Annotated in this window: 22 protein-coding genes and 1 other RNA gene; 11 read left to right on the top strand and 12 right to left on the bottom strand. The window is 67.5% G+C overall.

Annotation, left to right across the window (positions count from 1 at the left end):
- Window positions 1–15 precede the first annotated feature (15 nt).
- Window positions 16–936: an NAD(+) diphosphatase gene (gene nudC / locus ACP693_RS15045; RefSeq protein WP_426020508.1), complete on the bottom strand. Its 921-nt coding sequence runs from the start codon at window positions 934–936 to the stop codon at window positions 16–18.
- 48 nt (window positions 937–984) lie between these two features.
- On the opposite strand from nudC, the gene ffs reads away from it, so the two are divergent.
- Window positions 985–1,080: signal recognition particle sRNA small type (gene ffs, locus ACP693_RS15050), an RNA gene on the top strand.
- Window positions 1,081–1,432: 352 nt separating this feature from the next.
- Window positions 1,433–3,277 carry a DNA polymerase III subunit gamma/tau gene (locus tag ACP693_RS15055; RefSeq protein ID WP_426020509.1) on the top strand — a complete coding sequence of 615 codons (1,845 nt, stop codon included), beginning with the start codon at window positions 1,433–1,435 and terminating at the stop codon, window positions 3,275–3,277.
- A 214-nt stretch (window positions 3,278–3,491) separates the two neighbouring features.
- Here ACP693_RS15055 and ACP693_RS15060 read toward each other — a convergent pair whose 3' ends face one another.
- Both ACP693_RS15060 and ACP693_RS15065 read right to left on the bottom strand, forming a co-directional pair.
- Complete coding sequence (locus ACP693_RS15060) at window positions 3,492–4,046, bottom strand: ActR/PrrA/RegA family redox response regulator transcription factor (RefSeq protein ID WP_135194551.1); 555 nt, start codon at window positions 4,044–4,046, stop codon at window positions 3,492–3,494.
- A gap of 87 nt (window positions 4,047–4,133) precedes the next feature.
- Window positions 4,134–5,603 (bottom strand): ActS/PrrB/RegB family redox-sensitive histidine kinase, encoded by a 1,470-nt coding sequence (locus ACP693_RS15065; RefSeq protein ID WP_426020510.1) that lies wholly within the window; start codon window positions 5,601–5,603, stop codon window positions 4,134–4,136.
- A gap of 44 nt (window positions 5,604–5,647) precedes the next feature.
- On the opposite strand from ACP693_RS15065, the gene ACP693_RS15070 reads away from it, so the two are divergent.
- The 4 genes from ACP693_RS15070 to ACP693_RS15085 all read left to right on the top strand — a co-directional run bounded on the left by ACP693_RS15070 (window position 5,648) and on the right by ACP693_RS15085 (window position 8,932).
- The gene (locus ACP693_RS15070; protein WP_426020511.1) at window positions 5,648–6,271 is read left to right on the top strand and encodes an SCO family protein; all 624 of its coding nucleotides are present in this window, start codon (window positions 5,648–5,650) and stop codon (window positions 6,269–6,271) included.
- 259 nt (window positions 6,272–6,530) lie between these two features.
- Window positions 6,531–7,811: a polyhydroxyalkanoate depolymerase gene (locus ACP693_RS15075; protein WP_426020513.1), complete on the top strand. Its 1,281-nt coding sequence runs from the start codon at window positions 6,531–6,533 to the stop codon at window positions 7,809–7,811.
- Window positions 7,777–8,496, top strand: coding sequence for a M48 family metallopeptidase (locus tag ACP693_RS15080; RefSeq protein WP_426020514.1), 720 nt, complete (start codon window positions 7,777–7,779; stop codon window positions 8,494–8,496). Before ACP693_RS15075 ends, ACP693_RS15080 begins: the two co-directional genes overlap by 35 nt.
- A 58-nt stretch (window positions 8,497–8,554) precedes the next feature.
- On the top strand, window positions 8,555–8,932 hold the full coding sequence (locus ACP693_RS15085) for a lysozyme inhibitor LprI family protein (RefSeq protein WP_426020515.1): 378 nt from the start codon (window positions 8,555–8,557) through the stop codon (window positions 8,930–8,932).
- Window positions 8,933–9,009: 77 nt separating this feature from the next.
- Here the strand turns inward: ACP693_RS15085 and ACP693_RS15090 are convergent, their stop codons facing one another.
- Both ACP693_RS15090 and ACP693_RS15095 read right to left on the bottom strand, forming a co-directional pair.
- Complete coding sequence (locus ACP693_RS15090) at window positions 9,010–11,103, bottom strand: PBP1A family penicillin-binding protein (RefSeq protein WP_426020516.1); 2,094 nt, start codon at window positions 11,101–11,103, stop codon at window positions 9,010–9,012.
- Window positions 11,104–11,209: 106 nt separating this feature from the next.
- The gene (locus ACP693_RS15095) at window positions 11,210–12,160 is read right to left on the bottom strand and encodes an alpha/beta fold hydrolase (RefSeq protein WP_426020517.1); all 951 of its coding nucleotides are present in this window, start codon (window positions 12,158–12,160) and stop codon (window positions 11,210–11,212) included.
- A 192-nt stretch (window positions 12,161–12,352) separates the two neighbouring features.
- Here ACP693_RS15095 and ftsY point away from each other — a divergent pair, with 192 nt between their 5' ends.
- The 3 genes from ftsY to ACP693_RS15110 all read left to right on the top strand — a co-directional run bounded on the left by ftsY (window position 12,353) and on the right by ACP693_RS15110 (window position 14,620).
- The gene (ftsY, locus tag ACP693_RS15100; protein WP_426020518.1) at window positions 12,353–13,288 is read left to right on the top strand and encodes a signal recognition particle-docking protein FtsY; all 936 of its coding nucleotides are present in this window, start codon (window positions 12,353–12,355) and stop codon (window positions 13,286–13,288) included.
- A gap of 1 nt (window position 13,289) precedes the next feature.
- On the top strand, window positions 13,290–13,910 hold the full coding sequence (locus ACP693_RS15105) for an inner membrane-spanning protein YciB (RefSeq protein ID WP_426020519.1): 621 nt from the start codon (window positions 13,290–13,292) through the stop codon (window positions 13,908–13,910).
- Between the two features lie 95 nt (window positions 13,911–14,005).
- On the top strand, window positions 14,006–14,620 hold the full coding sequence (locus tag ACP693_RS15110; RefSeq protein ID WP_409716837.1) for a MarR family winged helix-turn-helix transcriptional regulator: 615 nt from the start codon (window positions 14,006–14,008) through the stop codon (window positions 14,618–14,620).
- A 16-nt stretch (window positions 14,621–14,636) separates the two neighbouring features.
- Here ACP693_RS15110 and ACP693_RS15115 read toward each other — a convergent pair whose 3' ends face one another.
- From ACP693_RS15115 to ACP693_RS15140, 6 genes are all read right to left on the bottom strand, one after another.
- Window positions 14,637–15,932: a cation:proton antiporter gene (locus ACP693_RS15115; RefSeq protein ID WP_426020520.1), complete on the bottom strand. Its 1,296-nt coding sequence runs from the start codon at window positions 15,930–15,932 to the stop codon at window positions 14,637–14,639.
- 284 nt (window positions 15,933–16,216) lie between these two features.
- Window positions 16,217–16,615, bottom strand: coding sequence for a phasin family protein (locus tag ACP693_RS15120; protein ID WP_409716833.1), 399 nt, complete (start codon window positions 16,613–16,615; stop codon window positions 16,217–16,219).
- A gap of 68 nt (window positions 16,616–16,683) precedes the next feature.
- Window positions 16,684–17,460: a creatininase family protein gene (locus tag ACP693_RS15125; protein ID WP_426020521.1), complete on the bottom strand. Its 777-nt coding sequence runs from the start codon at window positions 17,458–17,460 to the stop codon at window positions 16,684–16,686.
- Window positions 17,461–17,475: 15 nt separating this feature from the next.
- Window positions 17,476–18,126: a TetR/AcrR family transcriptional regulator gene (locus tag ACP693_RS15130; RefSeq protein WP_426020522.1), complete on the bottom strand. Its 651-nt coding sequence runs from the start codon at window positions 18,124–18,126 to the stop codon at window positions 17,476–17,478.
- Entirely contained in the window at window positions 18,126–19,751 is a 1,626-nt protein-coding gene (locus ACP693_RS15135) for a DHA2 family efflux MFS transporter permease subunit (protein WP_426020523.1), read from the bottom strand. The genes ACP693_RS15130 and ACP693_RS15135 overlap by 1 nt, the downstream gene beginning before the upstream one ends.
- Window positions 19,748–20,842, bottom strand: coding sequence for an HlyD family secretion protein (locus ACP693_RS15140; RefSeq protein WP_426020524.1), 1,095 nt, complete (start codon window positions 20,840–20,842; stop codon window positions 19,748–19,750). Before ACP693_RS15140 ends, ACP693_RS15135 begins: the two co-directional genes overlap by 4 nt.
- Window positions 20,843–20,963: 121 nt before the next feature.
- Between ACP693_RS15140 and ACP693_RS15145 the strand changes: the two genes are divergently transcribed.
- Both ACP693_RS15145 and nth read left to right on the top strand, forming a co-directional pair.
- Window positions 20,964–22,265 (top strand): flavin monoamine oxidase family protein, encoded by a 1,302-nt coding sequence (locus ACP693_RS15145; RefSeq protein WP_426020525.1) that lies wholly within the window; start codon window positions 20,964–20,966, stop codon window positions 22,263–22,265.
- Complete coding sequence (gene nth / locus ACP693_RS15150; protein ID WP_426020526.1) at window positions 22,262–23,005, top strand: endonuclease III; 744 nt, start codon at window positions 22,262–22,264, stop codon at window positions 23,003–23,005. Before ACP693_RS15145 ends, nth begins: the two co-directional genes overlap by 4 nt.
- Here nth and ACP693_RS15155 read toward each other — a convergent pair.
- Window positions 23,002–23,511, bottom strand: a complete 510-nt coding sequence (locus ACP693_RS15155) for a MarR family winged helix-turn-helix transcriptional regulator (RefSeq protein WP_426020527.1) — start codon at window positions 23,509–23,511, stop codon at window positions 23,002–23,004. The genes nth and ACP693_RS15155 overlap by 4 nt on opposite strands.
- Between the last annotated feature and the right edge of the window lie 125 nt (window positions 23,512–23,636).

Consider the following 23,636-nt stretch of genomic DNA (forward strand, 5'->3'; position numbering starts at 1 on the left):
TGAAGGGGAACGAGATTACGCTTCCTCGACCCAGGCCTTGATCAGGCTGTGGGCGATCGCGAAAGGCGGCGGGGCCAGGATGGTCGGGTGGTCGCCCGACAGCACCGCCCGCGCCTCGGCACGGGTCAGCCAGGCGACGGATTCCAGCTCGGTCTGGTCGGGCCGGGCCTGGTCGTCAGACACCTCGGCGATCAGGCCGATCATCAGTTGCGACGGGAAGGGCCAAGGCTGGCTGGAGTGGTAGGCGGTGGCGATCACGGTCAGGCCGGCCTCCTCCTTCACCTCGCGGGCGCAGGCCTCCTCGATGGATTCGCCGGGCTCCAGGAAACCGGCCAGAGCCGACATCCGCCCCTCGGGCCAGGCCGCCTGACGGCCCAGAAGGCAGATGGGTTCGGCGCCGCCCTTGTAGACCGGCAGCATGATGGTGACCGGATCGACGCGCGGGAAATGTTCGGTCCCGCAGGCGGGGCAACGGCGTTTCCATCCGCCCGAGGCGGTCTCGCCCAGCGTGCCGCAGTTGGCGCAGAAACCGTGTTTGCGCCGCCAGTCGAACAGGCTCTTGGCCCCGCCCGCCATGGCCGCGTCCGCCGCCGGCAGGATGGCGGCCGCCGAGCGCAACTCCTGAAAGGCGCCGACGCCGGCCAGCGGCCCGTCGGTCGGATCGATGGAGCCTTCGAACTCGATGGCGAACACGGGCGCCGCGTCCCACAGGCCCAGAAAGACATCGCGATCCGGCACGATGTCGCGCGCATGTTTCAGCGACAGCCAGGCCAGGCGCGGGCCGTCAGCCGTCTCCTCGATCAGGGGACGCCCTTCCCACAGGACCATGGCCTGGGCCTCGGGATTAGCCTCCTGTCGGGCCAGCCATTCGGGATCGTTGCGCAGGTCGCCGGCGCGATCGAGCGGATTACCGGCGAAGGTGTTCTGATGGGCCATGCGGGTTTTGTAGCTCTTGATTCCGACGGCCGCACCCGTCATATCTCCGCTTGGAGATCGCGGGCGAAGGTTTCGCCAACCTGGTCAGGGCCGGAAGGCAGCAGCCACAACGAATTCCCCTTCGGGTCGCGGTCTCTACTTCTTTCTTTTTAGCGCTATCGCTCGCGACGCGGTGGCTCGCTGCTTGAGCGCGTTTGGTGCGCTAACGCGCGCGACGCGGTCGCTCGCTGCTTGAGCGCGTTTGGTGCGCTAACGCGCGCGACGCGGTCGCTCGCTGCTTGATCGCGGCTGTGCGTCTGCCTTCTCCCCTCGGGGGAGAAGGTGGCTCGCGGAGCGAGACGGATGAGGGGGCTGCCAAACGCAGGACCACTCTCGCCGTCAGCGAGGCGGACAGAACCCCCTCATCCGAGCCCTTCGGGCCCACCTTCTCCCCCGAGGGGAGAAGGAAGATTGAATCGCTTCTACCCGCCTCTCACCCGCTGTAAGACTTCACCCCATGACGGACAGCGACACGAATCTCGACGGCCCGCCCTGGGAAGAGGAAGACGTCGTTCAGCGCGACGAGAACACCGACGACATGTTCGGCGCGCCCGCTGCGGCGCCTGAGCCGGTCGCGGCGCCCGTTGCTGCGCCTGTCGTGGCCAAGCCCGCCCGCGCCGATGTCGAAGCCCACGTCGATGACGGGGCGGCCTATCAGGTGCTGGCGCGCAAATATCGGCCGCGCACGTTCGAGAATCTGATCGGGCAGGAGGCGATGGTCCGCACCCTGACCAACGCCTTCGCCACCGGCCGTATCGCCCACGCCTTCATGCTGACCGGGGTGCGGGGCGTCGGCAAGACGACCACCGCCCGCCTGCTGGCCCGCGCCCTGAACAACGAGACGGAGACCATCGACCGGCCGTCCCTGACCCTGACCGCCCACGGCCGGCACGACGCCGCCATCATGGCCGGCCAGCATATGGACGTGATGGAGATGGACGCCGCGTCCCACACCGGCGTCAACGACATCCGCGACATCCTGGAGAGCGTCCGTTATGCGCCGGTCGAGGCGCGCTACAAGGTCTATGTGCTGGACGAGGTCCACATGTTGTCGACGCAGGCGTTCAACGCCCTGCTGAAAACGCTGGAAGAGCCGCCGCCCCACGCCAAATTCATCTTCGCCACCACCGAGATCCGCAAGGTGCCGGTGACGATCCTGAGCCGTTGCCAGCGGTTCGACCTGCGTCGGGTCGAGCCCGATATCCTGGTCGAACACCTGGGCCGGATCGCCGACCGCGAAGGCATGAAGATCGAGACCGACGCCCTGGCCCTGATCTCGCGCGCGGCCGAGGGGTCGGTACGCGACGGGTTGAGCTTGCTCGACCAGGCCCTGATCCAGGCCGAGCGGGGCGAGACGGTCAAGACCGAGACCGTGCGCGACATGCTGGGGCTGGCCGACCGGACCCAGACCATCGCCCTGTTCGAATCCGTGATGGCCGGCCGCACGCCCGAGGCGCTGGAGAATTTCCGCACCCTGTACGGCTTCGGCGCCGATCCGGTGCAGGTGACGAACGACCTGCTGGAACACTGCCACGCCGCATCGGTCGCCAAGATGCTGGGGCCGAACGCGACGCGGTTGCCCAACGATCAGGCGCAGAAGCTGGCCGCCCTAGGCGCCGCCATCCCGGCCGCCACTCTGTCGCGGACCTGGCAGATGCTGCTGAAGGCGCTGGACGAGGTGCGGCGCGCGCCCAATCCCGCCGATGCGGTCGAGATGGCCATCGTGCGTCTGGCCTACGCCGCCGACTTGCCTGGGCCGGAGGAGGCGCTGAAACGGCTGCAATCGGGCGAACCGCTGGGCGGCGGCTCGACCCCGCGCGGCGGTGGTGGCGGCGGCGGTGGAACATCGGCGCAACTGGCCGCTCGCCCCGTCATGGCCCCCGCCCTGCCCGATCCGCAGACCTTCGAACAGGTGGTGGCCCTGATCGGCGAGAAGCGCGAGGTCGGGCTTCAGATGGATGTGGAACGGTATGTGAAGCCGGTATCGTTCAAGCCGGGCGCCATCGTCTATGAAAGCGTTCAGGGCGCGCCCATCGAGCTGGCGCGCAAACTGTCCGCGCGCCTGCGCGAATGGACCGGCCGCACCTGGCTGATCGCCGCCAACGGCCAGGGCGGCGCCGAGACGGTGATCGAACTTCAGAAAAAGGCCCGCGCCGTCGAACGTGCCGAGGTCGAGGCCAACCCCTTCATCAAGGCGGTGATGCTGGCCTTCCCCGGCGCCAAGCTGGGCGAGATCAAGACCATCGCCCCGACCGTGGTCACCCCGGAAATCCCCGACGTGGTCGAGGATGACGACGACTGAGGACTGCACACGCCTTCTGAGGTGCGTCAGTCAGCCTTTAAATCCAAACTCCGTCACCCTCGGGCTTGTCCCGAGGGCCCACCGTCGAACTGCACGGCCGACTGGAGTCCGCGAGCGATAGCTCAACCAGTTGTCCCACCACCGTCTTCGAACCTACCGTGGGCCCTCGGGACAAGCCCGAGGGTGACGGATTAGGGGTGGGGAACCTGAGCCCTTACCGCGGCGCGCGCTTGGCGAGGATGCGTTGCAAGGTGCGGCGGTGCATGCCCAGGCGGCGGGCGGTTTCCGAGACGTTGTGGTCGCACAGCTCGTAGACGCGCTGGATATGTTCCCAGCGGACCCGGTCGGCGCTCATGGGGTTTTCGGGCGGCTCGGGCGAATCGCCGGTGGCCAGCAGGGCCTTGACCACGTCGTCGGCGTCGGCGGGCTTGGACAGATAGTCGACGGCGCCGGCCTTGACCGCCGCGACCGCCGTGGCGATGGCGCCGTAGCCGGTCAGCATGACGATACGGGCGTCCTCGCGTTTCTCGCGCACGGCCTCGACGACCTTCAGGCCATTGCCGTCCTCCAGCCGCATGTCCAGCACGGCGAAGGCCGGGGCCTTATCGCGCAGCAGTTGGGTCGCCTCGGCGACGGACTCGGCGGTCGTCACCTGAAAGCCGCGCGCCTCCAGTGCGCGCCCCATGCGGGTGCGCAGGGCCTGATCGTCGTCCAGCAGCAGCAGGGACTTGTCGGGCAGGGCGGCGATGCGGGCTTCTAGTTCGGACATGCGTTTCTCTCCTGCCGCTTCAAGTCGGGACGGGTAGCGTGTGGGTCAAGGCCAAGGTTCCGCCTGCGACGCTAAGACCCAATCCGGTCATGCCGCGACCTCCAGCGCCGGTCGCGCCCAGCGCACGGCCACGCGGGCGCCGCGTGACGCCCCCCTGGCCTCGGACTGAGCAAGCCCCTGGCCCACGCTGACCGAGCCGCCGGTGCGTTCCAAGAGGGTGCGGGCGATGAAGAAACCCAGGCCCATGCCGCCCTGGCTGGGGGCGATGGGCGTGTCTGCCGTCGGCCGGCGTTTGGACGGACGGGCGGCGGCAGCGATCTGGGCGGCCAGGGCCTGGCGGGCCTTGCCCTGGGGCCGGCTGGTCACATAGGGCTCGCCCAGGCGGGGCAGGATGTCGCTGGCGAATCCGGGGCCGTCATCCAGGATGTCGATCTCGATCCAGCCGGCGTCGACCACGGCCTGGACCCGCACGGTGGTCGCGGCGAAGTCGGCGGCGTTCTCGACCAGGGTGGACAGGCCGTGGACCACCTCGGGCAGGCGTCGCACGCGCGGCGCGGGCTGGCCCGGCGGGGTTTTCACCAGCACCTCGAACGCCAGATCGAAGCCGCGGTGGGGCTCCACCACCTCTTCCAGCAGGGCCTTCAACGACACATCGGCATAGAGGGCGTCGTCGCCCTCGGGCTGCTGCGACAGCTGGGTCAGGATGCCCCGGCACCGTTCGGCCTGCTGCAGGATCAGGGCGGCGTCCTCGGCCGCGTCGCTGTCGGGGGCCGAGGCGCGCTGAAGCTCCTTGGCCACCACCTGAATGGTCGCCAGCGGCGTGCCCAGCTCGTGCGCCGCCGCCGCCGCTAGCCCGCCCAGGGCCGCCAACCGTTGCTCGCGTTGCAGGACGTCCTGGGTCGTGGCCAAGGCCAGTTCCAGCTTTTCAGCGTCCGCCGCCACCCGCCAGGCGTATCCGGCGGTGAAGACCACCCCGGTCACCAGGGCCATCGCCATGCCCAGCCGATAAAGGGTCGGCAGGTGGAAGTTCTCGTGCGGGCGCCACGGCAGCGGCTCGGACCAGAAGAACAGCACCCCGACCGCGATCAGGGCCAGCAGACCCAGCATCAGGGCCTGACGCCCCGGCAGGGCCGCGGCCGCGATGGTCACGGGCGCGACCAACAGCAGGCAGAAGGGGTTCTCCAGACCGCCGGTCAAACCCAACAAAATCCCCAGCTGGAAGATGTCGAAGCCCAGGTGGATCGCCGTCTGGCGCCCGTCCGGCAGACTGGCGTCCAGCCGCCGCACCCGCGCCATGGCACCGACGTTCACCGCCGCGCTGATGGCGATGACGATCAAACAGGGCCAGAGCGGCAGGGGGAAATGCAGCCCCTGATACGCCGTCAGGATCGCCGCGCTTTGCCCCACGATGGTCAGCCAGCGCAGCACGATCAGAGTCCGCAGCGAAAAGCCCCGCCCCCGACGCGGCGCATCGCTCCACCCGTCCAACGGCTCGGAAGCCAGACGTTGGGGGGATGATACGCCGTGCGGCGCCATGCGGGCTTCTGTCGGGGTCACACCGCTTCTATAGACCGATCACATCCGTTTCGTGAGAGGCCGTCATGCCGCGTCGTTCCATCCTGCTGTTCGCGGGCGCCTGTATCGCCATCGCCGTGGCCCTGGCCATCATCACCGTGGTCGTGGTCAGCGGCCGCACGCCGACGTCGAACGGCGCCGAGGTCACCTCGACCGGCCAGCCCCTGGTCGGCGGGGACTTCAAACTGGTGAACCAGGACGGGCAGCCGGTCGATCAGACGATGCTGAACGGCAAATGGAGTCTGGTCTTCTTCGGCTTCACATACTGCCCCGAGTTCTGCCCCACGACCCTGGCGGAACTGGCCGTCGTGCAGCAGCGGCTGGGCGACAAGGCAAAGGACCTGCAGATCGTCTTCGTCAGCGTCGATCCCCAGCGCGACACGCCCCAGGCGCTGAAGGACTATCTGTCGTCGGATGGTTTTCCCAAGGGGACCATCGGCCTGACGGGCACGCCGGAACAGGTGGCGACGGCCGCCAAGGCCTACCGCGCCTTCTACGAGAAGGTCGGAGAGGGCGAGGCCTATACGATGAACCACTCGCTGACGGTCTATCTGATGGGACCGGACGGCAAGTTCCGCACCGCCGTCGCCTATGGGATGGGGCCGGACAAGACGACCAAGATCATCGAGGACGTCATCGCGCGTGGGTGAGGAATAAGCCGTCCCCTCGTTCGTCATCCTAGGCCTTGTGCCTAGGATCCATAGACTCGAACGCGGCCGTTGATACTCAGACGCTGGCCGCCAGACCTTTTGACACCGGGAGTCTGGATCCTAGGCACAAGGCCTAGGATGACGGAGTGTCGTTGGAGCGTTCCCGACTAAGGGCTATTCCGTCGCCTCATAATCCTTTTGCAGGGTGATGCATTATATGTTGCCCTGCACAAACGGCGATGGGCCGTAACGGATCGTCATGCTCTACGCATTTCATGAACTCGCCTACCAATCGGCCCTGCCGTTCCGGGTCGGCGCCCAAATGGCGCGGAACTTCTGGACCTCGCCCTTCAATCCGGCGGCGGACACCGCGATCGGGCGCACCGCCTACGCCTCGGCCGAACTGTTCGAGAGCGTTACCCGGCGATACGGCAAGCCGGACTGGAAGCTGGAGACCCTGGAGATCGGCGGCAAGACCGTCCGCACCACCGAACAGGTGATCTGGCAGAGCCCGTGGTGCCGCCTGGTCCGGTTCGCGCGCAACATCGGCGACCTGAAACGGGCGGGCAAACCCGTTGCAGCGCCCGCCGTCCTGATCGTGGCCCCGCTGTCGGGTCACTACGCCACCCTGCTGCGCGGCACTGTCGAGGGCTTCCTTCAGGACCACGACGTCTATGTCACCGACTGGATCAACGCCCGCCAAGTGCCGGTGCTGGAAGGTCGGTTCGACTTCTTCGACTATATCGATCACGTCCGCATGATGCTGGCCGAGATCGGCGGTCGCGCCCATGTCGTCGGCGTGTGCCAGCCCGGCCCGCCGGTGCTGGCGGCCGGGGCCGTGATGGCCGAGGACGGCGACGAGAACCGGCCCCTGTCCATGACCTTCATGGGCTCGCCCATCGACGCGCGTCTGTCGCCGACCGTGACCAACCAACTGGCGGAGGAGAAGCCCTTCACCTGGTTTAAGTCCAATATGATCCACACCGTGCCCCTGCCCTATTCGGGGTTCGGTCGGCGGGTCTATCCGGGCTTCGTTCAGCTCTACAGCTTCATGTCGATGAACGAGGCGCGCCACCGCGACGCCCACTGGGACTATTTCAACAGCCTGATCGACGGCGACGGCGACGGGGTCGACAAGCACGAGGAGTTCTACGACGAATATCTGTCGGTGCTGGACCTGACCGAGGAGTTCTATCTCCAGACCATCGACATCGTCTTCCAGCAGCATCTGCTGGCGCGCGGCCTGCTGGAGCATCGCGGGCGCAAGGTCGATCTGTCCAAGATCACCGACATCGGCCTGATGACGGTCGAGGGCGAGAAGGACGACATCTCGGGCGTCGGCCAGACCCAGGCGGCGCACGGCCTGTGCCCCAACATTCCGGAGGATCGCCGCGTGCTCTATGTCCAGCCGGGCGTGGGCCATTACGGCGTGTTCAACGGCCGTCGCTTCCGTGACGAAATCTATCCCCGCGTCCGCGATTTCATCGCCCAGAACGAGGCCGTCGGTGGCGTACCGCAACGATCAGCGGCTGCCGCTTGACGAAGGGGGCGGGCCTGGTCCCGTCCTGAGACTGTCCGTCAATCCGCGCGCCCGGCGCCTGTCGGTGCGGATCGACGCACGGGCGGGCGAGGCCGTGGTCATCGCCCCGACCGAGCGCGGCCTGACCCAGGCCGTCGCCTTCGCCCGGACCAAGGCCGTCTGGATCAGCCAAAGGCTGGCGGTGCGGCCCAAGGGTCGGCCGCTGGAGCCGGGCCAGGTCATCTCCCTGCGCGGCCGTCCCGTGCGGCTGGAGGCCGCGCCCGGCGCAGGGGCCGCACGCTTGGTCGAGGACGGGACGATCATCCGCTCGGGCGGCGAGGGCGAGGCCTATGCGCGGCGGGTCGAGAACCTGCTGAAACGCGAGGCGCGCGACACGCTTCTGAAACGTACCGACCACCACCTGCGCGCCCTGGGTCAGAAGCCGGTGAAGATGTCGATCGCCGACACCCGGTCGCGCTGGGGCTCGTGCAGCCCGCACAACCGCACCATCCGCTACTCCTGGCGCGTGATCATGGCCCCGCCCCCGGTCATCGACTACCTCGCCGCCCACGAAGTCGCCCACCTGGTCCACGCCGACCACAGCCCGGCCTATTGGTCCGTCGTCGAACGCCTGGTCGGGGATCACAAGCCGTGGCGGAAGTGGCTGAAGGACTACGGCGGCGCGCTGCACGCCGTGGGGCGCTAGGCGGAAACTCCGGCGGCCGGGCGCGTTTCATCATCGCCAGTCCACTCAGGAACGCCCCATGAAAACGATGATCACCCTATCGATCGCGCTCGGCCTCGCCGTCACGGCCGCCTCGTCCGCCAGCGCCCAGTCGCAGGCCACGATGAATGCCAACGCCGCACAGGAACTGCAGCGCGCCGATCGGGCGCTGAACAGCCAGTACACGGCGACGATGGGGCGGCTGTCACCCGCAAGCCGCACCCTGCTGCGCACAGCTCAGCGCACCTGGATCAGCTTCCGCGATCAGCAATGCCGGTTCGAAGCCTCCGGCGTTCAGGGCGGATCCGCCTATCCGATGGTGCATTCGACCTGCGTCGCGCGGTTGACGACGGAGCGGACACGCCAGCTGCGGGCGCTCAGCCAATGTCAGGAAGGCGACCTGTCCTGTCCTCGCTAACGCCGGCCTAAAATGAAAAGGGAGAGACTACCGCCGGGTCGCCTCCCCCTTTTTTTGGCTCGCTGCTTGCTTCGCGTTTAGAAAAAGAGGGCGTCGCCCTTTCGCTCAGGCGCCGGGCGGCCTTCTGGCTGCTGTGGGTTGGGCGCATCGCGATAGCTGCCCTTGGGCGACGTGGGGCTGGATGGCTGCGCCGACGGCTGCTGCACCGGTACCTGCTCATCCGGGACATAGGGTTCGCCCAGCAACGGATCGACCGGCTCCACCGGCAGGCCGTTCTGGTCCAGGCCGCTCATCAGATCGCCGACCGGATCGGGCGCGACCCAGCCCTCGGGCATGGCCGGGCCGTCGGGGATGCGCGGGGCGTCCAGGCGCGCCAGGGCCGCCTCCATGAAGCCCTTCCAGATGGCGGCGGGAGACGAGCCGCCGGTCACGCCGCGCATGGCGGTGTTGTCGTCCTTGCCGACCCAGACGGCGGTGACGAAGCCGCCGGTATAGCCGACGAACCAGGCGTCCTTGTAGTCCGAGGTCGTGCCGGTCTTGCCCGCCAGGTCGCGGCCAGAGATCGCCGCCGAACGGCCCGAACCGCTGGAGACCACGCCCCGCAGCATCTGGTTCATGTAATACAGCGACGGATTGTTGATCGCCTGGCCGCTCTGGCCAGTCTGGCGCTGATAGATGACGCGGCCCTGGGGCGTGCGGATGCGGCTGATGCCATAGGCGTCCACGCGGCGGCCGCCGTTGGCGAAGGCGTCATAGGCGGTGGCCATCTCAAGCGGCGAGACCTCCACCGCGCCCAGGGCCATGGCCGGCTCCAGCCCGATACGGCTTTCGATGCCCAAGCGCCGCGCGGCGCGGGCCACGCTGTCGCGACCGACCTGATCGGCGACATAGGCGGCGACTGTATTGGTCGATTGGGCCACGGCCTGGGCCAGGGTCATGTTGCCGCTGAAGGTCCCGGAATAGTTGCGGGGCGACCAGTTGCCGATGGTGATCGGCTGATCGACCACCGGGGTCTGGGGCGTATAGCCGGCCTCGACCGCCGCCAGATAGACGAAGGGTTTGAAGGCCGAACCCGCCTGGCGTTTCGCGTCGACGGCGCGGTTGAACTGGCTGTCGGCATAGGAAGCGCCGCCGATCATGGCGCGCACCCGTCCGTCGCCGTCCAGGGCGACCAGGGCCGCCTGCTGCACGCCCTTGCCTTCGTCCCGGTCCAGGATGCGGCGGACCGACCGCTCGGCCGAGGTCTGCAGCGTCAGGTCAAGCGTCGTCTCGACCACCATGTCCTCGGTCGGTTCGCCGACCAGGCTGCGGATCGACTTGTCCAGCCAGTCGATGAAATACTGGGCGTGCTGGGTTGCAAGCGTGCGCGAGACGATGACCGGCTGGGTCACGGCCTGTTCGCGCTGGGCGGCGGTGATGACGCCGGCCTCTTCCATCTCGTTCAGCACGACGGTGGCGCGGGCGGCCGCGCGCTCGCTCTCGGACACCGGCGAATAGCGCGAAGGCGCCTTCAGCAGACCGGCCAGCAGAGCGGCCTCACCGACCGTCAGGTTCTTTGCCGACTTGTCGAAATAGCGTTGCGACGCCGCCTCGATCCCATAGGCGCCGGCGCCGAAATAGACCCGGTTCAGATACAGGGCCAGGATCTCCTTCTTGGAGAATTTCATCTCCAGCCAGACGGCCAGCATCAGCTCCTGCACCTTGCGGCGCATGTTCTGGTCGGGCGTCAGGAACAGGTTCTTGGCCAGCTGCTGCGTCAGGGTCGAGCCGCCCTGAACCACGCGGCCGGCGCGCATGTTCGTCACCATGGCGCGGGCCATGCCGATCGGGTCGAAGCCGGGGTGGTTGTAGAAGCGGCGATCCTCGATGGCGATGAAGGCCGCCGGCACATAGTCGGGTAGGCTGTCGAGATCGGCGGGCGGCGCCATCTGGGTGCCACGCGTGGCGATCAGGGCGCCGTTGCGGTCCAGATAGGTGATCGAGGGCTGGCGATCGACTTGATACAGGCTGGAGGTGTCCGGCAGGCCGCGCGCGAAGACGGCGAAGAAGACGACCAGGAAGATCAGCCCCCAGACCGCCAGCACCGCACTCCAGTAGAACAGCCGTTGCCAGGCCGACCGGCGAGGCTTGCCCTGCGCCTGTTGTCCGCCCCCGTTACCTGGACCCGCCATGACTATCCTTCAGATGCCGCGCTGGGCGGGTTTTCGTTCATCGGCTGTGTATCGCGTATGAACGCCCGCCGAAACGGTCCCGCCGACTTCACGGGATCGTGAGCGGCTATTTCGCCGAAAGAAAGGCGTCCAGGTCGGCGTAGAAGACCTGGGGCTGGTCGAACATGATGAAGTGGGCGCTGTCGTCGATGCGCTTCAGTTCGACGCCTTTCAGATTGGCGAACGAGGCCTGATAGATGGCGTCGGTGATCTGGGGCGTCATGCGCGCATCGTTGAACTTGACGTACAGCACCTCGGTCGGAGCGGTGATCTTCGACAACTCGGGACGCAGGTCGGTGGTGACCAGCTCGCGGAAGGCGGCGGCGGAGACCTTCTGGTCGCTCTCGCGCATGTCCTCCAGCGCCTCTGCGCGGCGGCTTTCCGTGTTGATCATGCCGTTGATGCTGGTCGTGGCCTGGGCGACATAGGCTTCGCGCGGACTGGTGGATTGGGCGGTCCAGATCTGGTCAGCGACGGGGGTCACGCTCTCGGCCGTCGCGCCGGGCGCGCCGAACATCGCCCCCATGAAGGGGATCATGTCCACGACCATCAGCTTGCCGACGCTGTCGGGATGGCGCGCGGCCAGCATCAGGCCGATGGTCCCGCCCATCGAATGTCCGACCACGGCCGGCTTGATCAGCCCGTTCTCGCGAATGTAGCGGGCGATCTCCTCGGCGACTGGAGCCGCCACGGGGCTGGGCGTCGCGCCCTGGGCGTTGCCCTCGGCCGGCGCGCCGGCGAAGCCCTGGACGTGGATGCGGTGAACGCGCCAGCCCACGCCGTCCTGCGCCGTCAGATGATCCACCGTCCCCTGCCAGACTTCGGGCGACGAGCTGAGGCCGGGGATCAGGATGATGTCGCGGCCGTCCGTGTCGCCATTGACGCGAACATGGATCCGGTCGGAAGCGAAGGCCGCATGGCTGTGCCCATGTTCGGGGTGTGTCCCATGCCCGTCCTGGGCTGAAACGATAGCCGGCGCGCCCAGCATGGCGGCGGCGATGGCGAGGATGCGGAACATGGCGAAACTTCCCTTGGACGACCTGAGCGGCGTTCTTCGAACAAGACATAACCCCGCCGAGACAGACAGGGGAAGGCGACGGCGGCCTTGCGCGCTCCTCTTTTTTTCGTCTCGGGGCCGAAACGTCTTCTCACTTTACGCGATCTTGCGAATGCGGATGACGTTCGGCTTCGCCCCCGCTAAAGCCATCCCATGACCGACACGCCGAAAAAGGGCTGGTTCCAGCGCCTGTCCGCTGGGCTTTCGCGCTCCTCCAAACAGATGACCGATCAGGTCGTCGCCACCTTCGTCAAGGAACCCCTGTCCGAGGCCTCGCTGGAGCAGCTGGAAGAGCATCTGCTGGAAAGCGACCTCGGCCCCGCCGCCTCCGCCCGCATCGTCGAACGCTTCCGCACGCTAAAGTTCGGCAAGGACGCCCAGGAGCGCGAGGTCAAGGAAGCGTTGGCCGAGGCCGTCGCCGCCGAACTGTCGCCGCGCCAGGCGACCTTCGATCCTTTGTCCGGCCCCAAACCCTATGTCGTCCTGTTCGTCGGGGTGAACGGCTCGGGCAAGACCACGACCCTGGGCAAGATCGCCGCCGACCTGACGGGCAAGGGCGCCAAGGTGATGATCGTCGCCGGCGACACCTTCCGCGCCGCCGCCCGCGAACAGCTCAAGGTCTGGTCCGAACGCGCCGGCGCCCATTTCGAGAGCCGCCGCGACGGCGCCGACGCCGCCGGCCTGGCCTTCGACGCCTATACCAAGGCCAAGGCGGAAGGGTTCGACGTCGTCCTGATCGACACCGCCGGCCGGCTTCAGAACAAGTCCGCCCTGATGGACGAACTGCTGAAGATCGTGCGGGTGCTGAAGAAGATCGATCCCGAGGCGCCGCACGACACCCTGCTGGTGCTGGACGCCACGGTGGGCAGGAACGCTCTGGCCCAGGAACAGATCTTCGGCCGCACCGCCTTCGTCACCGGCATCGTCATGACCAAGCTGGACGGCACGGCGCGCGGCGGGGTGCTGGTGCCCGTGGCCCAGGCGTCGGACGCCCCCCTGATGCTGATCGGCGTGGGCGAAAGCGTCGAGGACCTGCAACCGTTCGACGCGCGCGCCTTCTCCCGCTCGCTGGTGGGACTGGAAGACTAACATGACCGAGACACCTCGCACGGCCTCCAACATCCGCCAGGCCGTCGATTTCGGCGCCTTGGTCGCCTTCATGGCCGCCTACGCCGTCAACCGCTTCGCGCGCGGCCTGGACGGGCAGGAGGCGCTGGTCCAGGCGACCTGGGTGCTGGTCGGGGCCTCGGCCATCGCGCTGATCGTCGGCTATGCGGTGGAACGGCGCCTGGCGCCCCTGCCCCTGCTGACGGGCGGCTTCGCCCTGATCTTCGGGGTGCTGACCATCGTGTTCCACGACCCGAACCTGTTGAAGATCAAGCTGTCGATCCAGAACGGTCTTCTGGCGGTCGTGCTGCTGGGTTCGCTGCCGATGGGCCGTTACCCGTTCAAATATCTGCTGGGCGACGCGATCAAGATCACCGACCTGGGCTGGCGCGGCCTGACCCTGCGCTACGGCCTCTATTTCGCAGCCGTCTGCATCGTCAACGAGATCGTCTGGCGCACCCAGTCGGACGACACATGGGTGGCTTTCCGCGGCGGCCTGTGGATCGCCTCGGCCGTCTTCGGCGTCTGGCAGGTCTTCTTCATCATGAAACACATGATCAAGGACGAGGAACCCGCCCCCGTCTCGCCCGATACGGGGCTGTAGGTCCGACGAACTGTCACGGAACCGACGCGCTTTTCCCGTCAAATCGTAAAGCATAGCTGATACGTGTTCGGACGAAACTTAAGGGGAGCGGTGCGATGGTGAAGGCTGGAAAAGCGATACGGAAGGTCGGACCGTTGGCGACCTCGCCCAGCCACCTGATGCACCGCGCGCTGCAACTGGCGCTCGACATCTATGCCGAGGAGACCGGCGCCGACGGTCTGACCCAGCGCCAGTTCGCGGTTTTGGAGGCGGTGTCGATCAAGGCCGGTCTGACCCAGACCGAACTGGTGCGCATGACCGGCATCGACCGCTCGACCCTGGCCGACCTGGTCACCCGCATGACGGCCAAGGGCCTGCTGGAGCGGGAGCGTTCGACCCTGGACGCCCGCGCCAAGGCGGTCCGTCTGTCCACGGAAGGGGCCTCCCGCCTGGAGGCCGCCCGCCCGCTGGTCGAGGCCGCCGACAAGCGGATCATGGCCCTGCTGCCCAAGGGCCAGCGCGAGACCTTCCTGGCGCAACTGGCCGAGCTGGCCGCCGCCGCCGACGCCGCCCCCGACGCCGCCAAGGCTGAGGCCAAGGCCGCCAAGAAGGCGCTGAAGGCGGTCGAAAAAGAAGCCAAGAAGGCCGAGAAAGCCGCCAAGAAGGCTGACCGTCCCGCCAAACCCGCCAAGGTCAAGAAGCCCAAGCTCAAGATCGTCGAGACGGCCTAAGACTGGGGTTTGGGCCTTACGCTGAAGCGCCGCGCCCTGACGTCTCGGCCTCCACCCCCTCCCTGCCCTCATCGGGATCGCGACCCTGGCTGCGGTCGAACCACCGCATGACCGGCGTGACGGTGATCCCATGCAGCAGGATCGACATCAGGCAGATCAGACCCACGATGGCCCATAGGCGGTCGCCGCCCTCGAACGGCGCGGCGTTCAGCCCATAGGCAAGATAGTAGAACGACCCCACGCCGCGGATGCCGAAGAAGGCCAGGATCAGCTTCTCGCGCAGAGGTCGCTTCCAACCGATCAAGCCGATCATGCCGGTTAGCGGTCGAACGACCAGCACGATCACAGCCGCCACCGCCGCATCGACCGGCCTCAACGGCGCCAGCAGACCCGACACCAGCGCTCCCCCGAAGAGGACCAGCACCACCATCATCGCCATGCGTTCGATCTGCTCGATGAAGTCGTGCATCTGGGCGTGGAAATCGTGGTCCCGGTCGGCGTGCCGGAACGCCAGCGCTGTGATGAAGACCGCCAGAAACCCGTAGCAGTGCAGCATCTCCGTCACCGAATAGGAGATGAAGGTCGCCGCCAAAACGATGAAGCCGTCGCGTGTCGCCGCAAGCCGCGAGCGGACCGGGATTGCAAAGGTCAGCCACCCGAACAGCCAGCCGATCGCCCAGCCGATACCCAGCCCCGCGCCGATCTCCCACAGCACGCTGACGGTCAGCCATTCCACGAACCATTCGGTTTTCTGGCCCGACGCCACCAGCGCCAGGGCGATGGCCAGGTTGACGAACGGAAACGCCAGCCCGTCGTTCAGCCCCGCCTCGGACGTCAGGCCGAACCGCACCTCGTCTTCTCGCCCTTCGCGCGGCGCGCCCACCTGGATGTCGGAGGCCAGAACCGGATCGGTCGGGGCCAGCGTCCCGGCGAGCAGGATCGCCCCGGCCAGCCCAAGCCCCAGCACCGTCCAGCCCAGGATCACGATCGCCGCGATCGACAGCATCATGGTCACGCCCAGCAGTCGCCAGGTCACGCCCCAGCGCCGCAGGTTGAAAATCCTGTCGATCTTCAGACCGGCGCCCATCAGGGCGATGATCACCACGAACTCGGTCAGACGCTCGGTGATGTCGGGATAGGTCTGGGGCAGCGGATCGAACCCCACCTGCGGCAGGGCGAAGAGCACGGCCCCGAGGATCACGCAAACGATCGGCAGCGACAGTGGCGCACGCCGGAACACCAGCGGCAACCACGCCACCAGAGCGACCAGCGCCCCCACCACGAACAGCATCAGGATATAGGGATCGGGCATGGCTCTCCGGGGGCCGTCGACGAGACCGTGCTTGCCTAATGCGACAGCGCCCAGAAGGTCGCTGACGCCGCGCAATAGCGTCATCAGAGAGAGGCCGCCAATCCTCCACCGCCGATGCAAACGACCCTTCTGCGCTGCCTAAAGCGGCCGCCGCAGGGCTCCACAGCCTCGTCTGCTTTCCACCCCCACCATAGGCATGTCCGTTTGCGGCGCCTGCGCTCCGCTTTGCCGGTAAAGGTCTATCCTCGTCATTTCAGGGCGAGAATGACGGCTTAAAGAAGGGTCTAGCTCTTCTTGCGAAGCCGCTTCGCATTGGCCGTCGCCGTCTTGTGGATGGGGGCCAGGGCCTCGGCCTGGGCCTTCATCAGTTCGCCGTTCAGGGTCATGGCCTGGGCCGCCGCCCTGCTCCACCAGCCCATTGCATAGCTGAACTGGGCCTCGGCCGCCTTTGCGGGGGTGCGCGCCTGGGTGACCGCCGCCGCCGCCCGCAGCGCATGCGCCCCCTCGTCCATCGCGGCGCGTCCCAGCCGCTGGCCGATGGCCCCGGCGCTGGCGGCCATGGCGTCGGCCGAGGCGGACAGGGCCTCGGTCTTCTCCGAACTCATCAGCGACAGCTCCTTCAGGTCCTGGCCCTTGGCGCTGGTCAGCCCCTGAGCCATCAGGCCGGTGCGGACCGCGATCACCTCGGCCGATGCGGCCAGAATCTCGGCGCCGACGATGGCTGCGTTGGCGGCGGTGGGGGACTTGCGGGTCAGTGAGGACCTCCAGGTTGGGTCTCTGCGGCGAAGGCCGCGATGTCGCTCAACAGGGCGGGGATCGCCGCGTCGATGATCTGCTGCCCCTTTTCCGGGCTGGCCTGCGCCGGATCCGAGCCGATCCGGCCGTCGGGGAAGCGGGCGCGATAGTCCAGGGCGTCACGGATGGGGCCGTTGGGCGCGATCTGCGGGCTGTAGTCGGCCGTCTTGATCCGCTCGGGATAGGCGGCCTGCGTCACCGCGATCTCGGACGGCGTGGCGTGCATCCCGTGGCCCGTCGGAAACAGGCGGTTGCACAGGCCGTGGACGCCCGGCAGATCCCACCAGTTCTTCAGCTTCAGGATGAAGGGCGGCTGATGATCCTCGACGAAGCTCCACTCCGCGTAGATTTCCGAGATGGTCGCCTCGATGGTGGCGACGTTGCCGCCGTGGCCGTTCAGGAAATAGATCCGCTCGAACCCATGCCGGCTCAGCGACGAGACCCAGTCCGTGATCGCGGCCATGAAGGTCGAGGGGCGCAAGCTGATGGTGCCGGCGAAGGCCAGATGGTGCTGGGCCATGCCGATGTTGAACGTCGGCGCCACGATCAGACCGCCGTCGGTCTTCTCGGCTGCATGGGCGATGATCTCGGGGCACAGCCAGTCGGTGCCCAGAAGGCCCGTCGGTCCGTGCTGCTCGTTGGAGCCAATGGGCACGACGACCGTCTTCGACAGAGGACCGCCGTCGTTCAGCCGGGCGTCGATCTCGGGCCAGGACGACAGATGGATCAGCATGGCGACACTCTCAGGCTACAAAACACCAGCGCTTCTAGCGCGGCGGGGTGAAGAAGTCTTCGCTTGGGATGGGGGCGCATGGGCGACGACGAAGATTCGGGCCGCCTCCCTGGCCCGCGCCGGGCGCTTCTCGGGCGCCAGCTGCGGCACGTCCAGCATGGCGCGCAAATGGCCGTGGCCCAGGACAAGGCCGGCGAACATCTCGGCCGCCTCCTCGGGATCGGAGACGTTCAGCCGCCCCAACCGCGTCTGTTCCGCCAGCCAGGCCGCCAGTTCGCGCAGGCTGCGACGCGGGCCGGCCTCATAGATGGCGTGGGCGATCTCGGGCGCCTCGACAGACACCAGGGCCACGCCGCGCATCGAGCCGACCTTGTCGGCGCTGCACACCCGGTCCAGCAGGGTCAGGGCAAGGGTCTCCAGCACCGTCTGCGGATCGCCGGTCCCACGCAGGGGCGCTATGATGTCCTCCACCCGCTTCGACGCCAGGGCCTGGGCGATCTCCAGCTTCGAGGCGAAGCGGTTGTAGACCGTCTGTTTGGAGACGCCGGCCAGCTTGGCGATCTCGTCCATCTTGGCCTGCAGCCCCTTGTCGGCGAACAGGGTCGCGGCGGCGTCCAGGATCGCCTCGCTCTTCTTTTCATCGATCTGACCGCGGCGGCGCGCCATCAGTGGACGTCCGAGGGCGGCGCGCCCGCCTGTGCCTTCACCGGTTGCGCCGCCAGGGTGACGAAGGCCGCGCCGGCGCAGAGAATGCCCAACAGGGCGAAGGCGTCGCCGAACGCCATCGTCGTCGCCTGGCGTTGCAGAATGCCATAGACGGCCTTCATCGCCGAGGCGGCCGGGTCGATGGAGCCGGAGAAGCGCAACGCCATTCCCGCCAGCATCTGCCGCATCGCCTGGTCGCCCTGGGTGATGCCGCTGGTCAGTTCGGCCATGTGCAGGGCGGTGTTGGTGGTCAGGCTGGTATTCAGGATCGCCAGGCCGAAGGCGCCGCCGACATTGCGTGCCAGATTGACCAGACCCGAGGCGTTCTTGACCATATGCGGCGGCAGGGTCGCCATCGTCACCTGTTGCGAAGCGATCATGGCCAGCATGACCCCCACGCCGCGGAACGCCTGGACCGAGGCGAACTCCCAGAAGCCCCAGTTCTGGGTGACGACCCGCGCCTCCCACATGCCCCAGGCGCACAGCATGAAGCCGCCGAACATCAGGATGCGCGCGTCCATCTTGCGCACCAGCCGCCCGGCGAAGGGGGCGGTGGCGAACATGGCCAGACCTGAGACGACCATGGTGGTGCCCACCTGGGACGACGAATAATCCAGCACCCGACCCAGGAACAACGGCAACAGGAAGGTGCCGCCGAACAGGGCGAAACCGACGATGAAGGTCATGATGAAACCGACCAGGAAGTTGCGGTTGCCGAAGGCGCGCAGCTCCACGATCGGCTGGCGATAGGTCAGCGACCGCCAGATGAAGACCGGCCCGGCGACGGCCGCGACCACGGCCAGCAGCAGGATGTGGGTATCGTCGAACCAGTCGTTCTTGGCCCCTTCCTCCAGCACGAACTGCATCGACATCAGGAAGGCGGCCATGAAGCCCAGGCCCAACCAGTCGAACCCCTTCGCCAGCGTCGGATCGCCCTTGTCGAAGTTGCCGTACCGCCCGACCAGGAACAGCACCAGTAGGCCCGGCCCGACGTTGATGAAGAACAGCCAGCGCCAGCTCAACCACTCGGTCAGGTGTCCGCCCAAGGTGGGACCGACGGTCGGGGCCAGGGTGACGATCAGGCCCATGACCACGCTGGCCGTGACCCGCTTGTCCGGCGGGAAGGCGGTGAAGGCGACGGCGAAGACGGTCGGGATCATGGCCCCGCCGACGAAACCCTGGATGGCCCGGAACAGGATCATCATGTCGATGGACGACGACAGGCCCGTGGCGATGCTCATCAGGACGAAGCCGGCGCACGAGGCCAGGAACAGCCGCTGCGTCCCCCACAGTCGTGACAGGAAGCCCGAAAGCGGGATCATCACCACCTCGGGGATCAGATAGGCGGTCTGGATCCAGCTGATCTCGTCGGCCGAGGCGCCGACCCCGGCCTGGATCTGGGGCAGGGAGGCAGCGACGATCTGGATGTCCAGAATGGCCATGAACTGGCCCACGACCATGCCGGCGAAGCCAAGCAGCAGCATGGTCCAGCTGATCTCGGGATGGCCGGCGACGGGGCCCTTGGGCGCGGCAGGGGCCCCGCCGCTACTGCTGATATCGCCAGCGGCGGGGACGGCGGCGGTCACTGGCCTGCGGCTCCCGTCGTCGCGGCCCCGATCGCGGCTTCGCCGAAGCTCTGGCCGCCCTGGCTCTTCAGATCGATCTTGACGTCTACGGACAGGCCGGGACGAAGCGCCAGACTGCGGTCGGCGCCGCTGACCACGATCCGCACCGGCACGCGCTGGGTGATCTTGGTGAAGTTGCCGGTGGCGTTCTCGACCGGGATCAGGGCGAACTCGGATCCGGTGGCGGGGGCGAAGCTGTCGACCCGACCCTCGATCTTGCGGCCGGGGAAGGCGTCGGCCGAAATCTCGACGGTCTGGCCCAGACGCACCTTGTCCAGCTGCGTCTCCTTGAAGTTGGCGACGATATAGGTCTGGGTCAGGGGCACGATCGACAGCAGCTGGGTGCCGGCGTTGACATACTGTCCGGCGCGGACGCTGCGGGCGCCGACGACGCCGGCGGCGGGGGCGCGGATGACGGTGCGCTCCAGGGCGATGCGGGCCTGATCGACGACGGCGCGGGCCTGTTCGACGGCGGCGACGCTCTGCTGGCGGGTCGAGCCCAGCACGCCGGCTGTGCGTTGTTCGGCGACCAGGGCGGCCTGGGCCTGCTGCACGCCGGCGGTGGCGGTTGCGGCCGAGGCGCGCTCGGTCTGGATGCGCTGCTGCGAAACCCATCCCTGTTCGGCCAGCTTGCCGTAGCGATCGACCTCGGCGCGGGCCAGGCCGGCCTGGGCGTTGGCCTGGGCGACGGAGGCGGCGCGGGCGGCGATGGTCGCCTGTTCCTGTTCGGCCTGGGCGTCGACATGGCCGACGGCGGCGATGGCGGCGGCCAGATTGGCCTCGGCCTGGGCCAGTTCGGCCTTCTGGTCGGAATCGTCCAGCTTGACCAGGATCTGCCCCGCCTCGACCCGCTGGTTGTCGCCGACCAGCACCTCGGTCACCCGGCCCGACAGTTGCGGGCTGACCAGGGTGGTGTCCGCCTGGACGAAGGCGTTGTCGGTGGTCTCCCACCGCTGGCCGTTCACCCACCAGATGACGCCCCCCACGATCAGGGCGAGGCCGACGATGACCGCCGCGAACAGCGGCAGGCGTTTCTTGAGTTCAGGCGACATTGGACATCCGGGGAGGGTGCGACGTTTTGAAGCGGCGCTAAAATGGACCCCGCCGTCCAAAAATCAATGTCCAATCGCGCAAAACCCGATCACGACGCGTTTTCGTGTATGTCCTCGCCGCATGAACGACCGCGCCCGAGCCTCCAATCCCCTGCCGTCCCAGGTCGATGTCGTCGTGATCGGCGCCGGCGCGGCCGGGATCGCCGCCGCGCGTCGCCTGATGCGGCCTGGCCTGTCTATTCTAGTGCTGGAAGCCCGCGAGCGGATCGGCGGGCGCGCCTGGACGCTCAGGGCCGAGGGCGAGGGCCTAGACATGGGGTGCGGCTGGCTGCACTCGGCCGACGACAATGTCCTGGCCGGTCGGGTCGAGGCCGAGGGGCTGACGCTGGATCAGACCCCGCCGCCGTGGCGCACCCAGGCCTTCGATCACGAGATGACGCGCGCGGATCAGGTCGAATTCGGCGAGGCCTTCGCCGCCTTCGACCAGCGCGTCACCGAGGCGGCTTCGCGGGGCGAGGATCGCCCGGCTGCTGACTTCTTCGATCCCGACAGCCGCTGGAACGCCCGGATGGACGCCATTTCCGGCGCCTTGAACGGCGCGCGCTTCGCCGAGGTCTCCAGCCTAGATTACGACGCCTATGGCGACACCGGCGTGAACTGGCGGGTGCGCGAAGGCTATGGCCAGTTGATCGCGCGCCTGGGCGAGGCCGTGTCGTCGGCCACGGTGACCGACTGCGCCGTGCGTCGCATCGACCGATCCGGCCCTCTGCTGCGGCTGGAAACCAACCGGGGCGAACTGACAGCACGTATCGTGATCATGACCGTGCCCAACAGTCTGATCGCCAGCGAGACCATCCGCATCGACCCGCCCGTTCCGGCCCTGCTTGAGGCGACGGCGGGCGTGCCGCTGGGTCTGGCGTCCAAGGTGCATATGACGGTGCGGGGCGCCGGGGACTTCCAGCCCGACACCCAACTGTGGACCCGCACCGACACGGCCGAGACCGGCGGCTATCATCTGCGGCCGTTCGGGCGGCCGATGATCGAGGCCTATTTCGGCGCCGACCTGGCTTGGGGGCTGGAGGCGCAAGGCCCGGCCGCTCTGTTCGACTTCGCCCTGTCCGAACTGGTCGCGGCCCTGGGCTCGGACATGCGCAGACGGCTGGAGGCGGTCGCGGTCAGCGGATGGGGCGTCGATCCCTGGTCGCGCGGCGCCTATTCCCACGCCCTGCCGGGCCATGCGGCGGACCGGGCGAAACTGCGCAGCTCGGTCGAGGACCGCATCTTCCTGGCCGGCGAGGCGACGGCGCCCGTCTACTACGGCACGGCGCACGGCGCCTGGATGGAGGGGCGCCGCGCGGCCGACGCAGCCCTGACGGCCCTGGGCCTTGACCCACGTCGCGACGACGGCGACAGCGAGACATGACGCCCACCAAGGCCAAGAAACCTGCTGCAAAGCCCGCCAAACGCCCGTCCATCATGACCGGCGCGGCCATTCCCGTGCTGCGCTGGCCGCCGGACGAAGACCGGGTCGAGACCATCTTCGAACGCCTGTCCGGCGTCATGCCCGACCCCAAGACCGAGCTGAACTTCTCCAACCCCTACACCCTGGTCGTCGCCGTCGCCCTGTCGGCCCAGGCGACCGACGTGTCGGTGAACAAGGCGACCGACCGGCTGTTCAAGGTCGCCGACACGCCGGAAAAGATGCTGGCCCTGGGCGAGGAGGGGCTTGTGCCTTACATCGCCTCCATCGGCCTTTATCGCGGCAAGGCCAGGAACGTCATCGCCCTGAGCCGCATCGTGCTGGAGCAGCACGGCGGCGAGGTCCCGCTGAACCGCGCCGATCTTCAGGCCCTGCCGGGCGTGGGGCGCAAGACGGCCTCTGTGGTGCTGAACGAACTGGGGATCGAGGCGGCCATCGCGGTCGACACCCATGTGTTCCGCGTCTCGCACCGGCTGGGCCTGGCCAACGCCGCAACGCCGGACAAGGTGGAGGCCCAATTGTTCAAGGTCGTGCCGGAGGACTGGCTGCCCAAGGCGCACCACTGGCTGATTCTTCACGGCCGCTACACCTGCACGGCCAAGAAGCCCAAATGCCTGTCGTGCCTCATCGCCGACCTGTGTCCGTCGCGAGCCGGACTGCTGGCCCTGGGCGAGGCGGGCTAGGAGCCGGCGTCCGGCGGGAGTTCCGAAGGCGTCCCGCTCAAGCTCTCGTTGGCTTCCAGATCGGCGATCATTTTCTGAAGCAGGTCGCGCAACTGGGCGATCTGCGGGTCGGAGAGCGGCAGACGGTCCACGACCTCGCGTCGAACGTCCAGAACCTGCGGTCTCAGGCCCCAGGCCTTTGCCGTGGGCTGGACCCAGACCTTGCGTTCGTCCTTTTCGTCGCGCCGACGATCAAGCAGACCGGCGGCTTCCATTTTCTTGACCTGTGGGGTCAGGGCGCCCGTCTCCATATGGGTGCGGCGGCCAACCTCGCCCATGGTCACGGGGCCTTGCGTCTCCCACAGGGCGAGAAGGATGAGGTACTGCGGATGGGTCAGGCCCAAGGGGTCCAGCAAACGCCGATAAAGGCGCGTCACCAGACTGCTGCTCGTCTGGAGCGCCAGACACAGTTGGGCGTCGATCTCCAGGTCGGGAATACGTCCCTCGGCGCGTGATTGGGAAGCCATGACGGCCTTTAGAACACGCTTCGCACGGGCCAAAAAGAACCGAGGCGATCGGTTCCATCGAAACTCAAAAATATACCAACTCTGATATAATCATTTATTAGGTAGATAACTCTACTGCCGGCGAC

The organism is Brevundimonas sp. TWP1-3, assembly GCF_049896085.1.
GTDB lineage: Bacteria > Pseudomonadota > Alphaproteobacteria > Caulobacterales > Caulobacteraceae > Brevundimonas.